Below are 14,098 nucleotides of genomic sequence, written 5' to 3' on the forward strand. Positions count from 1 at the left end.
GATTTCGATCATGTTCGTCACATCCTTCGCATCAGGGATCTTCGGCGGCGAACGTTCGCAGGCGGGCGTCGAACGGGCCTCGCGCCGGCGTCAAAAGGCGCACCCGGGGTCATCCGGCGCGGGCATCGGGATTTCGCCGCATCGTTACCTGATGCGCCACCGCGACGGGCGGATGGCGGACCATGCTGTTGGCGACGATAACGGATCGCGGTGATGTCCGCGATCCAAACGGGGGAGGGTTCGATGACGGCCATCGCTGTGCTCGGCGCGGGTCTCACCGGTCTCACGACCGCGGTACTCCTCGCCAGGGACGGCCACCACGTCACAGTCCTCGAGCGCGACCCGGCGGAGCCACCCGCCACGGCCGAGGAGCAGTGGGCCCACTGGGACCGGCCCGGAGTGAGCCAGTTCCGCCTGCCGCACATCATGCTTGCCCGCTGGCGGGCGGTGATGGAGCACGAGGCCCCGGACGTCGTCGCGGAGGTGGAACGGCTCGGCGGGCTGCGGCTCAGCTCGGTGGAGACGCTGCCGACGTCCGTCACCGGCGGGCTGCGCCCCGGCGACGAGCAACTGCAGGGGATGGCGGCGCGGCGGCCGGTCGTGGAGGGGGCGCTCGCCGCGGTGGCCGCCCGGACACCGCGGCTCACCGTGCGCCGGGGCGTCACCGCGACCGCGCTGGTGACCGACGGGCGGGGCGCCGTCCCGCACGTCACCGGGGTGGTGACCGGCGCCGGCGAGACCGTCGAGGCCGGGCTCGTCGTCGACGCGATGGGGCGGCGCTCCGCGCTCGCCGACCTGCTGGCGCGGGCCGGGGCGCGCCAGCCGCTCGAGGAGCGCGAGGACCACGGCTTCGCCTACTACGGGCGCTACTTCCGCACCCCAGACGGCGCCCGCCCGCCGGTCTCGTACACGTTCCGGCACTTCGAGAGCGTGTCGCTGCTGGTCATCCCGGCCGACGCAGGGGTGTGGGCGTGGGTGCTGGTCGTCGCCGCCGACGACCGCCCGGTGCGCGCGCTGCGCGAGAACGACGTCTGGGACCGGGTGCTCGCGCTCATGCCGGGCACCGCCGAGGCCCGGGCTTCCGGGGTGCCGATGACCGACGTGCAGGTGATGTCCGGGCTGCAGGACCGGCGCCGCAGCCTCGTCGTCGAGGGCGAGCCCGTGGCCACCGGTGTGGTGGCCGTCGGCGACGCCTGGGCCAGCACCAACCCGTCGCTCGGGCGCGGCTCCACGATGGGCCTCGCCCACGCCTGCATCCTGCGTGACGTGCTGCGCGCGGCCGGGTCCGCCGCCCCCGGCGAGTTCGCCCGCTGCTTCGCCGAGGCCACGGCCTCGGGGATCGGCGGCCTGTTCGAGGCCACCCGCGGCTACGACCGGCACCGGCTGGCGGAGGTCGCCGCTGACATCGCCGGGGTGCCGTACCGCCCCGAGGGCGACGCCTGGCCGCGGCTGTCGGCGTTCGACGCGGCCGCCCAAGTGGACCCGGACGCCCTGCGCGCCTTCCGGCTGGTCGCCGAACTGCTGGCCTCCGCAGAGGAGGCGCTCGCCGTGCCCGGGCTGGAGGCGAAGATCGCCCGCATCGGTGGCTCCACCCCGCGCTACCCGGTGGACGGGCCGTCCCGCGCGGCCCTTCTCGCCGCGCTCGGGGAATGACCTCCCGCTGGGAGTCCTAGGGGTCGGGGGCGAGGGTGCCGTCGGCGGCGATGTGGCTGAAGATCTGGTCGATCAGCGTCAGCACGTGCGGGTCGTCGACGGTGTAGTAGGTGTGGCGGCCGTCGCGCCGCGCCGAGATGACGCCGGAGAGGCGCAGTTTGCTCAGGTGCTGGCTGGTGGTGGCGATGCTGAGTCCCACCCGGCCGGCCAGGGTCCCCACGTCGAAGGTCTCGTGCGCCATCAGCCAGACGAGGTGCAGCCGCGGCGGGCTGCTCAGGAGGGCGAAGGTCGCCGCGGCCGACCGTAGCTGCGGCTGTGTCGGTTCGACGACCTGCGTGGGGGCTCCCGGAGCGTTCGTCGGTCCGGACTGGTTCGCCATGACGGTCAATCCTTCCTGCTCACCCTCGATGCGACCAGCACGTGACGAACACAACATCAGGTCCTCAGTTGCGCAATCGACGAAACATGCGGCAGACTCGTGGGCGCTGAAGGGGAGTAGTCCGGCAACCTGACCGTCGACATGCTGAGGATCCCGCGGTCCTCCGGCGACAGGGCCCGCAACGTGCGGGTGGACGAGACCTTCGGCCAGTCGTCGCCTGGCCGGAGTGTCCCCCGAGGCCTTCCGGTGTGTGGTGGCACACCGTCCTGGAAGGCCGTGATGTTCTCCAAGTTGGTCCGCCCGCTGGCACCGTGTGTGCTGCTGACGCTCCCCGCTCTGGTGCTCCGGATCGGCGGCGTGCATCCCCCCGCGGTGGTCGGGTTGGCGGTGTTCGGGGCCGCGGTGGTGGCCTCGTCGTTCCTGCTGGCGTGGGCCGCCGAGGCCGCGCGCGTGGACATCTCCGGTCCGCTGGCGATCGCGATCCTGGCGGTGATCGCGGTGCTGCCGGAGTACGCCGTGGATCTCTACTTCGCCTACACCGCGGGCAGCGACCCCAGCTACGTGCCCTACGCGGCGGCGAACATGACGGGCTCGAACCGGTTGTTACTCGGGTTGGGCTGGTCGGTCGTGGTGGTCATCGCGCTGGCCGTGGCCTCGCGCCGCTCGGGCCGGACCGTCCGGGAGCTGGTGCTGGAGTCCGGGCACCGGGTGGAGCTGGGATTCCTGGCCATCGCCTCGGTCGTCGCGTTCGTCGTCCCGGCCACCGGGCAGATCCATCTGGTGCTGGGCTTCGCGCTGCTCGGGTTGTTCGCCTTCTACCTGTGGAAGGTCTCCCGGGCCGAGGCCGAGGAGCCCGACCTGGTCGGGCCGGCCGCCCGGATCGGTGCGCTGCCCACCCGGGCCCGACGCCCGCTGGTGATCGGGTTGTTCGTGTTCGCCGCCGCGGTCATCCTGGCCTCGGCCGAACCGTTCGCGGACTCGCTGATCCAGACCGGCACCCAGTTCGGGGTGGATCAGTTCCTGCTGGTGCAGTGGCTGGCGCCGCTGGCGTCGGAGGCGCCGGAGTTCATCGTGGCGATCCTGTTCGCGGTGCACGGCAAGGGCTCCGACGCGATCGGCACGCTGATCTCGAGCAAGGTCAACCAGTGGACGCTGCTGGTCGGCAGCCTGCCCATCGCCTACCTGCTCGGCGGCGGCTCGGCCGCGCTGGTGCTCGACGCCCGCCAGGTCGAGGAGTTCCTGCTCACCGCGACCCAGACGCTGCTCGGGGTGGCCGCGCTGCTCGCGCTGCGGTTCCCCCGCTGGCTCGCCCTCACCCTGCTCGGGCTGTTCGCGCTGCAGTTCGTCTTCCCCGGCCAGCAGGCCCGCTACGTCCTGTGCGCGGTCTACGCGGCACTGGCCCTCGGGGCGCTGATCCACAACCGCCGCCACATCCTGCCCACCCTGGCCGCGCCCTTCCGCAAGCACACGAAGGCGGCCGAGGAGATCGAGATCCTCACCCACTGACGCGGCCCCGACCCCGCTATCGCGTCCCTTGAACCGGTGCGCTCTCGGGCGAGGCGCACCCGACCGGGTGGCCGGTCCCTCACCCCCTCGGGGGACCGGCCGCTCGGTTCCTGATCCTCGCCCGCGAGTCGATGGGGGAACCTCGATGCAGGAAGGCCCGTTCGCCCAGCGGCACGACCTCCTTCTGTGGACGGTCGCGCTCGCTGTCGTGGCGGTCGATGCGATGAGCAAGGCCTGGGCTCTCGGGGCATTGAGCAGCGAAACCTGGCGTCTACCCGGATTCTCGCTACACCTGTCGCTCGATACGGACTCCGCACCTTGGCTCGGCGCCGGCGCCATCGCGGTCATGGGTGTCTTCGACCTGTTCGTTCTGGCCGTGCTCGCCATCCTGGCGGGACAGATCAGGACCGCCCCGTGGGCGGTCGCTGCCGGCCTCGCCGCGGGTGCGGCCGCGAGCGACTTCATCGACCGGTTGGCCAGGCCGCCGGGCCTCCTGCGGGGCGTAGTCGTCCACTGGATCGAGACTGCATGGATGGCGTCGTTCAACCTTGCCGACGGCGCATTCATCCTCGCCGCGGTACTGGCCGCGGCGCTGATCTGCGGCCGCACCCGAGGCGCATGACGGCGTCACCCACTGAACGCGGTCACGACCCCTGATCGACAGACGAGTGGAGGAACCGGTGCGGAGCTACCGCGAGGTGACGGGCTGGCAGGCGTACGAGCGGCCAGCGGGTCCCGATGCGCTGGGTCGCCAACATGGGGGCGATGAGCAACGACCCCGCGCTGAACCGGGTGGTCCGCTCGGACCCGTGCGGCGGCGGCAACAGCGTCGCGATCCGGTTCCTGCGCACCTACCTGTCGTCGGCGCCCGCGGTGGAACCGGAGGAGTTCACCGCCTGCCCGGTACTGATGCTTCATCCCGTCGCGGACAGGTGGACCCCGCTGGGGCTCAGCCTCCCGTTCTTCGAGCGGATCGCCGCACCGAAGCGGCTGGTGATGTTGCGCGACGCCGGGCACATGCCGGTCGAGCAACCGGCGCTGGCGGGCATGGCTCGCGCGTTCGCGCAATTCGTCCACGAGTTGGCGCCGCCACCGCACCAATCGTGATTGTTCGGGCGGGACCGCCCGGGGGGCCCCGAGCGTGAGCATGATCAACATGGCTACGATCCGTGCATGAAGACCATCCATCGGCTGGCCTGGACCTGCACCGCAGCGGTACTCGCCCTCGCACTGGCAGCGTGCGGCGGTTCGACGACGACGAACGGCAGCGCTCCCGCAGCGGCTCCGACGAGCAGCACCGGCTCGTCGAACGGCACCGGCTCGTCGGGCAGCGCCACCACCGTGTCGGCGAACACGGCGTCGGAGGAGGAGATCGCGGCAGCGCTGGAGAGCGCTGGGGTGAGCAACGCCCAGAAGTGGGCCCACGAGGTGGTCGAGTACCGCCCCTACCCCGCCGACGATCCCAACCTCAGTGGACTGCGGGACAAACTCGCCAAGTACAACCCCGGCCAGGAGACGACCGACAAGATCGTCTCCGCGCTCGCTCCGTGACAGAGGTTCTGAAGCCGCGCGGTAGGGACACTGCCGTGCTCGTGCGCCGTGGTCTCGTCGCGCTCACTGTTGTCGGCATCCTCGCCGCCGCCTTCGAGCTGGCCATCGAGAGACACTGGAACGGCCTGGAACAGCTGATCCCTTGGCTGGCCCTGGCCGTTCTCGCGGTGGCGACCGTGTTGGTGGCCATCCCCGGCGGGCGAGGCGTGACCGTGGCCCGGGTGCTCGCGTTGCTCGTGCTCGGCGCGTCGATCTACGGGGTTGTCGACCACATCCTGGTCAACTTCAACTCCGGCGCGCTCGACCAGAACTTCGCCGACACCTGGGACACGCTGCCCCTGGTGGAGCGGGGGTGGTACGCCATCACCAAGACGGTCGGACCCGCACCGACCCTCGCGCCCGGCGTACTCGGCCAGTCGGCGTTGCTGCTGTTGCTCGCCACGCTCGGCGGCACGAGGAAGGCGACGGCAGGCGGTCGATGATCCCGGGTGCGCCTACTCGGGGTGTCCCCGGTGGTCAGGCCGTGGCCGCCGGGCCGCCGCCGGTGTGCCCAACGGCTGCTGTGCGCACGACCTGGTTCTCCTGGGCGAGCCGGCGCAGGGCGGCGATGAGGGCGTCGGCGAGCACCGCGAACGTCACCACCCCCTCGGCGCGGTCCTCGATCGAGGGGCGCGCCCACATCGCCGCGACCTCGGCCGCCGCGAGACCCTCGGCGGCGTCGGCGTAGCGGTCGAGAAGGTCGAGCACGTCGTGCTGGCCGAGCCGGTGCAGGGTGGCGATCACCTCGATGAGGCTCGCGCGGGCCGGGTTGTCGCCGCGGATCGTCCAGCCGTGGCGCTCGACCAGCCCCTCCACCTGGTCCTCGGCCGCGCGCCACGCGTCGTCGTCCTCCTGCTCGCGCTCGCGGCGCTGTGTGAGGGAGTACTGGACCTTGCCGAGCTGTTCGAGGGTGTCGACGCCGACGGAGTCGAGGTGCCCGAGCACGGCCCGGGACGCGACGATCGAGAGCCCGCCGACGTCGACGAGCGCGCGGATCAGCTTGAGACGCCGCGCGTGCTCCTCGCCGTACTGCGCCTGGTTGGGGCTGGTGCGCTCGCCCGGCGGCAACAGCCCTTCGCGCAAATAGAACTTGATCGTGGGAATCGGCACGCCGGTGCGCCCGCTCAGCTCCGCCATGCGCACGGTGACCTCCCGGGATCGCGCCTGTGCAGTCCTACATGGATAGCCGTGGTACCGGCTTCCGACGCGAGCGTAACACCGGGAAGCGCAACGAGCCCGGTACGTGCTGCTATCCGTAGCTGAGCTATCCGCTTCGTCCGGTTTTCGCGCTCCGTTTGACGGGCCGCTGGCACCGTGGACCCGTCGCCCGGAACCCCGCGAACAGGAGCAAGCCGATGACCGTCGCCCTCCCGGTACTCGTCGTCGGAGCCGGGCCGACCGGCCTCGCCCTCGCCACCGAGCTGCGCCGGGCAGGCGTCGCGTGCCGAGTTGTGGACCGGGCGGCCGACCGGCCGGCACACCAGGCGCGGGCGCTGACCGTCTGGCCGGGGGCGCTCGACGTGCTGCGCAGGCACGGGATCGCCGACCAGGTCGTGGCGTCGGGGCTGACGATGGCGGCTTCGAAGTACTTCTCGGATGGCAAGCTGCTCGCCACGGTGCGGTTCGGCGACGGCGGCCCGGTCCCGGTCTGTGAGCCCCAGCCCACGCTGGAACGGATCCAGCGGGCTCGGCTGGCCGACCTCGGCGTCGACGTCGAGTGGGGCACCGAGCTGATCGCGATGCGCGACACCGGCGACGCCGTCGAGGCCGTGCTCGACGGCCCGGCCGGGCAGGAGCTGGTGACGACCGCCTGGGTGGCGGGCTGCGACGGCGCGAACAGCAAGGTGCGTGAGCTGGCCGAGATCCGGTTCACCGGCAAGACCTACCCGCGCAGCTACATCCTCGGTGACGGCGACATCGTGGGCGACGTTCCGCGCGACGAGGTGCACTACACGCTCCACCGCGACGGGGTGCTGGTCGTCGTCCCGCTGCCGGAGGGCGGACTGCGTGTGTTCGCGGACGCCACGCGGATGCCCGGTGCGGCTGACGTCGATCCGGAGGCCCCGCTGACCACGGCCCAGCTGCAGGCGCTCGCCGACCAGCGCGCCCCCTACCCGCTCGAGGTCCGCGACCTGGTATGGAGCACCCGTTTCCAGGTGCACCTGCGCCGCGCCGAGCGCTACCGGGCGGGTCGCGTGCTGCTCGCCGGCGACGCCGCGCACATCCACAGCCCGGCGGGCGGGCAGGGTATGAACACCGGCATCCAGGACGGTGCGAACCTCGGCTGGCGGCTCGCGCTGATCACGCGCGGCGTGGCCGACCACGAGCGGGTGCTCGCGGGTTACGAGGCCGAACGCGGCCCCGTCGCCACCCAGGTGATGCGCTCGTCCGACCAGCAGACGCGGCTCTGGGGCGTGCGGTCGCGGATCGGCCGCAAGGTGCGCGACCGGGTGCTCGCCCGGATGGGCCGCACCGGGTTCCTGGAGAGGAACGTCATGCCCGCGATGGCGCAGGACGACCTCGACCACACCGCCAGCCCGGCCGTCGGCCCGAACGGCGGACGCCGGGCGCTGGGCGTCGGAGTGCGCGATGTCGACGTGCAGCCGCTCGGCGAGACGGCGGCGGTGCCGCTGCGAAGCCTGCTCACCGGACCCGCGCACGTGCTCCTGCTCTGGCCTGGCGCCGACGTGGCCGCGGCGCGCGCCGCGCTGGCGGCGGCAGCCCCGCTCGCGGACCGGCTGGAGGTGCGGCTGCTCATCCCGGCGGATGCCGCCGCCGAGCTCGCGAACGGTCCGGAGGCGAAGTCGGCGGTGGTCGTGCCGGACGGGCACGAGCCGCACGGCCCGCTCGCCGGGTGCCGGGCGGTGCTGGTGCGCCCCGACGGCTACGTCGCCGCGGCGAGCCCGGTGCTGGACGTCGCGGAGCTGCTCGCCCCGCTGCGGCCGGCTGCGGCCCCGGTGGCGGCCCCGCTCGCTTGACACGCCGATCTTGGCACCTCCACTATCGATAGTGGCTACCGACGCTATCGAATGATCGAGGGAGGTCCGTGAGCAGGAGAGCGTGGGCCAGCTTCGCCGTCACGGGCGGGGCCGCGTTCATGTCGGCCCTCGACAACCTCGTGGTGGCCACGGCATTGCCCAAGATCCGCGCGAACCTCGGTGCGAGCCTCGAAGGGCTCGAGTGGACGGTCAACGCCTACACGCTGGCGTTCGCGGTCTTCCTGCTCACCGCGGCCGCGGTCGGCGACCGGGTCGGCCGCAAGCCGACCTTCCTCGCGGGCATCGCCCTGTTCACGGCCGCGTCCGCCGGGGCCGCGCTCGCTCCGTCCACGGAGGTACTGATCGCGGCCCGAGCGATGCAGGGCCTCGGGGCGGCGGTGCTGCTCCCGCTCGCACTCACGCTGCTGGTGGGGGCGGTGTCGGAGGCCCGCCGTGGCATGGCGATCGCGGGGCTGAGTGCCGTGTCCGGGCTGGGCATCGCGCTCGGGCCGTTCGTCGGGGGCGCCGTGGTGCAGGCCGGGAGCTGGGAGTGGATCTTCTGGCTCAACGTCCCGATCGGGCTCGTCCTACTGCCCGTCGCGGCGCGCGTGCTCGCGGCCGGGCCGCCGACCACCGCACGGCTCGACGGGTGGGGTGTCGTGCTCGTGACGCTCGGGCTGCTCGGCATCTCCTACGGCCTCGTGCGCACGGGAGCGCTGGGCTGGGCGAACGCCGAGGTCGTCGGCCCGCTCGCGGCGGGGCTCCTCCTTCTCGGCGGCTTCGTGCGCTGGCAGTACCGGGCCACTGCGCCCCTCGTCCCGCCGCACCTGTTCACCCACCGCGGGTTCGCGCTCGCCGGAGTGGTCGCGCTGTTCGCGCAGGGCGGGATGTTCGGGGCGGTCTTCCTCCTCACCCAGTTCATGCAGGACGTCTTGAACTACGCGCCGCTCGACGCCGGCCTGCGGACGCTGCCGTGGACACTCGCGCCCGTCGTCGTCGCTCCACTGGCCGCGTTGCTGGCCGACCGGGCGGGGATGCGGGCGGCGATGGCGCTGAGCGCGGCGCTGCAGGCCGCCGCGCTCGGGTGGTTCGCCGTAGTCGTCGCCCCTGGCGTGCCGTACGCGGTGCTCGTGCCGCCCATGCTCATGGCAGGCACCGGGATGGGCCTGTTCTTCGCACTGACCGCCCGGCAGGCGCTCGACTGGGTGGCCCCAGCTGAGCACGGCATCGCGTCCGGCATCAACAACGCGCTCCGGCAGACGGGCGTGGTGCTGGGGGTGGCGGTGCTCGCGTCGGTGTTCGCCGCGAACCGCGGCTACTCCGGCGCCGCGGAGTTCGTCGCGGGGCTGTGGGCGGCGCTCTGGGTCGGGGCGGCTGCGGTCGCCGTCGCGCTCGTGGCCGACCTCTTCGTGCCGCCGCCGGTGGGTCCCGGCCGGCGGGCGGGTCCGGTCGTCGGTTCCTCGATGTCGGTTTGACGGGCTGCTGCCAGTGTCGGCACGAACGCGGATCGCATCCGGAGGAAGGGGCTCGGCACCGATGTTCTCGCTGCTCACCCGGTTGCTCGGGCGTCCGAGGCTGGTACTGGTCGTCACGCTCGTCGCCGCGGCGGGGCTAATCGTGCTCGGCGGCGGCGGTGCGCGCCTGCTCAACGGCGGCACCACCGACCCCGGCTCCGAGTCGGCGCGCGCCGCGGCCGTGCTCGACCAGACATTCCCCGAGAGCCGGCCCAACGTCGTGCTCGTGGTACGCCCCCAGGGCGGCGCCGGCATCGACGACCCGGCGGTCGCCGCTGCGGGCCGGGCCATTGCCGAGCACCTCGCTTCGGAGCCGGGCGTGGTCGGGGTCGAGTCGTACTGGGACGCGGAGGCCCCCGAACTGCGCGGCGACGCCGACCTCGACCAGCCGGCCGGGCTCGTGCTCGCCCGGGTCCCCGGCGAGGAGACCGCGGCCGACGCCGTCTACCTGCGGGCCGTCCCGGCCGCGATCGCTGCGGGCGGCGACGCAGTCACCGTCGAGGGCACCGGGCCGATCGCCGTGCGGCTGGAGATGCAGACGACGATCTCGCAGGACCTGGTGGGCGCCGAGATGGTGGTGCTCCCGGTTGTGCTGCTGGTGCTCGTGCTGGCGTTCGGCAGCGCGGTGGCCGCGCTTCTGCCGCTGGCCGTCGGCATGATCGCGATCGTCGGCACGTCCACGGTGCTGGCCCTGCTCTCCCAGATCACCCAGGTCTCGATCTTCTCCCAGAACCTCACCACGGCGCTCGGACTCGGGCTCGCGATCGACTACGCGATCATCGTCGTGCGCCGCTTCCGCGAGGAGTTGCACGCGGGCGCCACCCCGCGTGCCGCCGCGTCCACCACGATCACGACGGCCGGGCGCACGGTGGCGTTCTCCGCGATCACCGTGGCCGTCGCGCTCGCGGTGATGCTGTTCTTCCCGCTCTACTTCCTGCAGTCCTTCGCCTACGCCGGCATCGCCGTCGTGGTGTTCGCCGCGGTATCGGTGCTGATCGTGGTGCCCGCGGCGCTGGTGCTGCTCGGGCGCCGCGTCGACGCGCTGGACCTGCGCAAGCTCGTGCGCCGCAGGCGGGGCACGGCCGCGCTCGCCGAGAAGCCGGTGCAGGAGTCACGCTGGTACCGGTTCGCCTGGGCGGTCATGCGCCGGCCGCGGCTGGTGACGGCGGCGTCCGTCGCGGTGCTCGTGCTCTTCGCCGTGCCGTTCCTCGGCGTGCAGTTCGGCGCCCCCGACGAGCGCCAGCTCCGGCCCGGCGCGCCCGCCCGGGTGGCCACCGAGGCGCTGCAGGCCGAGTTCGGCGACGTGCCCGACTGGGTCGTCGACGTGGTGGCCGAGGGCTACCGGCACGACCCGGCCGCGGCCGAAGCCGCCGGGGGTGTCAACGTGCTCGGCGAAGCCGTCGGCGACGCCGCGAGCTCCGACGACCCGGCCATCGCCGCCATGGCCGCGTACGCCAAGCGGCTCTCCGAGGTCGACGGCGTGTACGGCGTGCTCACCCCCGTCGGGCCATTCCAGTACGGGTGGCAGGTCGCCGGCCCGATCGAGGGCGACGACGAGCGCGTCTCGGGGGACGTCACCTACCTGCAGGTCATGCCGGAGACCGGCATCGACCAGGCCTCGGCGCGGGCCCAGCAGATCGTGCGCGACGTCCGCGCGGTCGAGGCGCCGTTCGCGGTGACGGTGGGCGGGGGAGCGGCGGAGCAGGTCGACTCGCAGGCAGCGATCGGCGATCGCCTCCCGCTCGCCGTGGGGATCATCCTGGTCGTCACGCTGCTGCTGGTCTTCCTGCTCACCGGCAGCGTCGTGCTCCCGGTCCAGACCGTGGTGCTCAACGCGCTGAGCCTCACCGTGATGTTCGGTGCGGCGGTGTGGATCTTCCAGGACGGCGCGCTCAGCGGGCTGCTCGGCTTCACCCCGCTCGGTTTCCTCGAGCTCTCGCTGCCCGTGCTGATGTTCTGCCTCGCGTTCGGCCTCTCGATGGACTACGGCGTGTTCGTGCTCTCTCGCGTGAAGGAAGAACGCGACAGCGGCCGGGAGCACCGCGAGGCGATCGCCGTCGGCATGGCCCGCACCGGTGGCCTGATCACCGCCGCCGCCGTGATCCTCTCGATCGTCCTGTTCGCGATGGGCGCGGCGAGGGTCACCAACATCCAGCTGCTGGGCATCGGCGTCGGGCTCGCCGTGCTCGTCGACGCCACGCTCGTGCGCTGCCTGCTCGTGCCTGCGGTGCTCGCCTGGACGGGCCCGGCCACGTGGTGGGCGCCAGGTCCGCTGCGCCGGTTCCACCAGCGCTTCGGCCTGCACGAGGAGGGCCCGCCGCCCGGCGACCGCCCTGGCGAGGACCCCGCTACAGCCCCACGCGAACCCGTCGCCGCCCGGTGACGGCCCGGGACCGACCGAGGAGGAACCGATGACCGCACCCGGAGGCGCAGTGCCGCGCAGGACGGTGGTGACCGGTGCAGGCGGGCTGCTCGGCAGCAACGTGGTGCGGGCGCTGCTCGGCGGCGGGGGCGAGGTCGTCGCGGTCGTCCGAGACCCCGCACGGGCCGCCGCGCTCCTGCCTCGCTCGCCGGAGCTGCACCTCGTGCGCGGCGACGTCACCGACGTCCCGGCGCTGGTCGCCGCAGGTGTGTTCACCGGCGCCGACGCGCTGGTGCACACCGCCGCGTACTTCCGCGAGTACTACGAGCCCGGCGCCGACCCGTCGCTGCTGCACCGCACCAACGTCCACGCGGTCGGCGCGCTGCTGCGGGCGGCGGAGGCGGCGGGGCTGTCGGCCGCGGTGCATGTCAGTTCGGTGGGGGTGCTCGGCCCGTCCACCGCCCAGCGCCCGTCGACCGAGGCGACGCCGCTCGACCGCTCGGTGACCGAGAACCGCTACTACCTCAGCAAGATCGACTCCGAGCACGTCGTCGGCGAGTTCTGCGCGGCTGGACCTGGGCTGCGTGTCTCCACCGTGCTGCCGGGTTGGATGTGGGGCCCGGGCGACGCCGGGCCGACGTCGGCCGGGCGGCTGTTCCTCTCGATCGCCGAGGGCAGGCTGCCCCGGGTGCCGGCGGCGGCCAACCACGTGGTCGACGCGCGCGACGTCGCCGAGGCCTGTGTGCGGGCCGCGGTCGCCGGTAGCGGCCGCTACATCGTCGCGGGTGTGAAGCGCCCGCTGCCGGAGGTCGCCGCCGCGGCCGCGCGGGCGGTCGGGGCCGAGCCGCCGCGGCCGGTGCCCCCGCGCCTGGCCCTGGCGGTCATCGGTCTCATGGAACGGCGGGCGCGGCGGCACGGCCTGCCGCCGGCCGCCACCCGCCAGGGAGTGATGACGCTCGTGGAGGGGCAGCGCAGGCACATCGACTCCACGAGGGCGACGGCGGAGCTCGGGATCACCTTCCGTGATCTCGACGACACCATGCGCGTCACCGCCGCCTGGTACCGCGAACACGGGATGGTGCCGGCCTGAGGGCCGGGCGCCGCAGAGGGGGGACGGCATGTGCTCACCGAACACGATTCTGGCCGCGCTCGACGGTGTCGACACCGGCCCGGGATGCGGGTGCGACCACGGCAGCGATCACCGCACCGATCACCGCACGGACGGCGCCCCGGTGGCCGCCGGGGCCCGCCGCGACGACGCCGACGTCCCCGAGGCGTCCCGCCTGGGCGGGATCGGACGGCGCCGGATGCTGCGGGCCGCGCTCGGCGGGGCGTTCGGCCTCGCGGCGGCGGCTGCGGTGCCCGGCACCGCGGCGGCCCAGACCATGACCGCGGCGGCGGCCCGGCGGACGATCGGCTTCGACCGGGTCGTCGACCTGACCCACCCGCTCAGCCCCGACTTCCCGGTGTTCGAGCTGTTCGTCCGGCCGCCGGACGTGCAGCAGTGGCGCAACCTGGACGAGCACGGCTTCAACACCAACGAGTGGCGGTTCAACGAGCACACCGGCACCCATATCGACGTGCCCGCGCACGCCCAGCACGGCGCCCTCACGGTGGACGAGCTGCCGCTCGAGGACTTCATCGCCCCGCTCGCCGTCGTGCGCTACGCCGACCGGGCCGACCGCGACAACGCCACCGAGCTGACCGTCGCCGACATCGAGGCGTGGGAGCGGCGCAACGGGCGGCTCCCCCGCGGGGCGTTCGTCGCCGCCGATGCCGGGTGGTACCGCCGCATCGACACCCCGAACGCCTTCCTCAACCTCGACACCGCCGCGGAGACGATGAGCTTTCCCGGCATGAGCCCGGAGGCGGCCGACTTCCTGCTCACGCAGCGCTCGATCGTCGGGTTCGGCACCGACACCATCAGCCTCGACCACAGCGCCAGGCTCTTTCCCCTGGTGCACCGGATGCTGCTCACGACCGGCCGCTACGGGCTGGAGGCGATGGCCAACCTCGACCAGGTGCCCGACACCGGGTCGACCCTGGTGCTCGGCGTGCCGAAGCTGCGCGGCGGGTTCGGCGCCCCGGTGCGGGCGATGGCCCTGTTCTGAGCTTC

The 14,098-nt window shown here is 73.1% G+C and carries 14 protein-coding genes; 12 read left to right on the forward strand and 2 right to left on the reverse strand.

The window, feature by feature from the left end:
* The first annotated feature begins 10 nt into the window (after positions 1–10).
* Together ABD143_RS09210 and ABD143_RS09215 are read left to right on the forward strand one after the other, a co-directional pair.
* Positions 11–214, forward strand: coding sequence for a hypothetical protein (locus ABD143_RS09210; protein WP_343974246.1), 204 nt, complete (start codon positions 11–13; stop codon positions 212–214).
* A gap of 29 nt (positions 215–243) precedes the next feature.
* Positions 244–1,653, forward strand: a complete 1,410-nt coding sequence (locus ABD143_RS09215) for an FAD-dependent oxidoreductase (protein ID WP_343974250.1) — start codon at positions 244–246, stop codon at positions 1,651–1,653.
* Between the two features lie 16 nt (positions 1,654–1,669).
* On the opposite strand, the gene ABD143_RS09220 is transcribed toward ABD143_RS09215, so the two are convergent.
* Positions 1,670–2,032 (reverse strand): ArsR/SmtB family transcription factor, encoded by a 363-nt coding sequence (locus ABD143_RS09220; RefSeq protein ID WP_343974253.1) that lies wholly within the window; start codon positions 2,030–2,032, stop codon positions 1,670–1,672.
* Positions 2,033–2,311: 279 nt separating this feature from the next.
* Here ABD143_RS09220 and ABD143_RS09225 point away from each other — a divergent pair, with 279 nt between their 5' ends.
* The 5 genes from ABD143_RS09225 to ABD143_RS09245 all read left to right on the forward strand — a co-directional run bounded on the left by ABD143_RS09225 (position 2,312) and on the right by ABD143_RS09245 (position 5,571).
* Positions 2,312–3,538 (forward strand): sodium:proton exchanger, encoded by a 1,227-nt coding sequence (locus ABD143_RS09225; RefSeq protein ID WP_343974256.1) that lies wholly within the window; start codon positions 2,312–2,314, stop codon positions 3,536–3,538.
* A gap of 145 nt (positions 3,539–3,683) precedes the next feature.
* Positions 3,684–4,160 (forward strand): signal peptidase II, encoded by a 477-nt coding sequence (locus ABD143_RS09230; RefSeq protein WP_343974259.1) that lies wholly within the window; start codon positions 3,684–3,686, stop codon positions 4,158–4,160.
* A 143-nt stretch (positions 4,161–4,303) separates the two neighbouring features.
* Positions 4,304–4,645: an alpha/beta fold hydrolase gene (locus tag ABD143_RS09235; protein WP_343974262.1), complete on the forward strand. Its 342-nt coding sequence runs from the start codon at positions 4,304–4,306 to the stop codon at positions 4,643–4,645.
* 66 nt (positions 4,646–4,711) lie between these two features.
* Positions 4,712–5,089 (forward strand): hypothetical protein, encoded by a 378-nt coding sequence (locus tag ABD143_RS09240; RefSeq protein WP_343974265.1) that lies wholly within the window; start codon positions 4,712–4,714, stop codon positions 5,087–5,089.
* Between the two features lie 35 nt (positions 5,090–5,124).
* Positions 5,125–5,571, forward strand: a complete 447-nt coding sequence (locus tag ABD143_RS09245) for a hypothetical protein (protein WP_343974268.1) — start codon at positions 5,125–5,127, stop codon at positions 5,569–5,571.
* Positions 5,572–5,605: 34 nt separating this feature from the next.
* On the opposite strand, the gene ABD143_RS09250 is transcribed toward ABD143_RS09245, so the two are convergent.
* Entirely contained in the window at positions 5,606–6,265 is a 660-nt protein-coding gene (locus tag ABD143_RS09250) for a MerR family transcriptional regulator (RefSeq protein ID WP_343974271.1), read from the reverse strand.
* A gap of 218 nt (positions 6,266–6,483) precedes the next feature.
* On the opposite strand from ABD143_RS09250, the gene ABD143_RS09255 reads away from it, so the two are divergent.
* The 5 genes from ABD143_RS09255 (at position 6,484) to ABD143_RS09275 (ending at position 14,093) form a co-directional block, all read left to right on the forward strand.
* On the forward strand, positions 6,484–8,106 hold the full coding sequence (locus ABD143_RS09255) for an FAD-dependent monooxygenase (protein WP_343974274.1): 1,623 nt from the start codon (positions 6,484–6,486) through the stop codon (positions 8,104–8,106).
* A gap of 68 nt (positions 8,107–8,174) precedes the next feature.
* Positions 8,175–9,581 carry a DHA2 family efflux MFS transporter permease subunit gene (locus ABD143_RS09260; protein WP_343974277.1) on the forward strand — a complete coding sequence of 469 codons (1,407 nt, stop codon included), beginning with the start codon at positions 8,175–8,177 and terminating at the stop codon, positions 9,579–9,581.
* 61 nt (positions 9,582–9,642) lie between these two features.
* A complete protein-coding gene (locus ABD143_RS09265; protein WP_343974280.1) occupies positions 9,643–12,003 on the forward strand; it encodes an MMPL family transporter in 2,361 nt (786 codons plus the stop codon).
* 28 nt (positions 12,004–12,031) lie between these two features.
* Positions 12,032–13,072 (forward strand): NAD-dependent epimerase/dehydratase family protein, encoded by a 1,041-nt coding sequence (locus tag ABD143_RS09270; RefSeq protein ID WP_343974283.1) that lies wholly within the window; start codon positions 12,032–12,034, stop codon positions 13,070–13,072.
* Between the two features lie 28 nt (positions 13,073–13,100).
* Positions 13,101–14,093, forward strand: coding sequence for a cyclase family protein (locus tag ABD143_RS09275; protein WP_343974286.1), 993 nt, complete (start codon positions 13,101–13,103; stop codon positions 14,091–14,093).
* The last annotated feature ends 5 nt before the right edge of the window (positions 14,094–14,098 follow it).

This window comes from Pseudonocardia aurantiaca (assembly GCF_039526725.1).
In the GTDB taxonomy this organism is placed as follows: Bacteria; Actinomycetota; Actinomycetes; order Mycobacteriales; family Pseudonocardiaceae; genus Pseudonocardia; species Pseudonocardia aurantiaca.

What these genes read in the sequence shown, in the direction of transcription:
- ABD143_RS09210 (WP_343974246.1), top strand. Translation starts at nt 11, where the DNA reads ATGTTCGTCACATCCTTCGCATCAGGGATCTTCGGCGGCGAACGTTCG.
- ABD143_RS09215 (WP_343974250.1), top strand. Translation starts at nt 244, where the DNA reads ATGACGGCCATCGCTGTGCTCGGCGCGGGTCTCACCGGTCTCACGACC.
- ABD143_RS09220 (WP_343974253.1), bottom strand. Translation starts at nt 2,032, where the DNA reads ATGGCGAACCAGTCCGGACCGACGAACGCTCCGGGAGCCCCCACGCAG.
- ABD143_RS09225 (WP_343974256.1), top strand. Translation starts at nt 2,312, where the DNA reads ATGTTCTCCAAGTTGGTCCGCCCGCTGGCACCGTGTGTGCTGCTGACG.
- ABD143_RS09230 (WP_343974259.1), top strand. Translation starts at nt 3,684, where the DNA reads ATGCAGGAAGGCCCGTTCGCCCAGCGGCACGACCTCCTTCTGTGGACG.
- ABD143_RS09235 (WP_343974262.1), top strand. Translation starts at nt 4,304, where the DNA reads ATGAGCAACGACCCCGCGCTGAACCGGGTGGTCCGCTCGGACCCGTGC.
- ABD143_RS09240 (WP_343974265.1), top strand. Translation starts at nt 4,712, where the DNA reads ATGAAGACCATCCATCGGCTGGCCTGGACCTGCACCGCAGCGGTACTC.
- ABD143_RS09250 (WP_343974271.1), bottom strand. Translation starts at nt 6,265, where the DNA reads ATGGCGGAGCTGAGCGGGCGCACCGGCGTGCCGATTCCCACGATCAAG.
- ABD143_RS09255 (WP_343974274.1), top strand. Translation starts at nt 6,484, where the DNA reads ATGACCGTCGCCCTCCCGGTACTCGTCGTCGGAGCCGGGCCGACCGGC.
- ABD143_RS09265 (WP_343974280.1), top strand. Translation starts at nt 9,643, where the DNA reads ATGTTCTCGCTGCTCACCCGGTTGCTCGGGCGTCCGAGGCTGGTACTG.
- ABD143_RS09270 (WP_343974283.1), top strand. Translation starts at nt 12,032, where the DNA reads ATGACCGCACCCGGAGGCGCAGTGCCGCGCAGGACGGTGGTGACCGGT.
- ABD143_RS09275 (WP_343974286.1), top strand. Translation starts at nt 13,101, where the DNA reads ATGTGCTCACCGAACACGATTCTGGCCGCGCTCGACGGTGTCGACACC.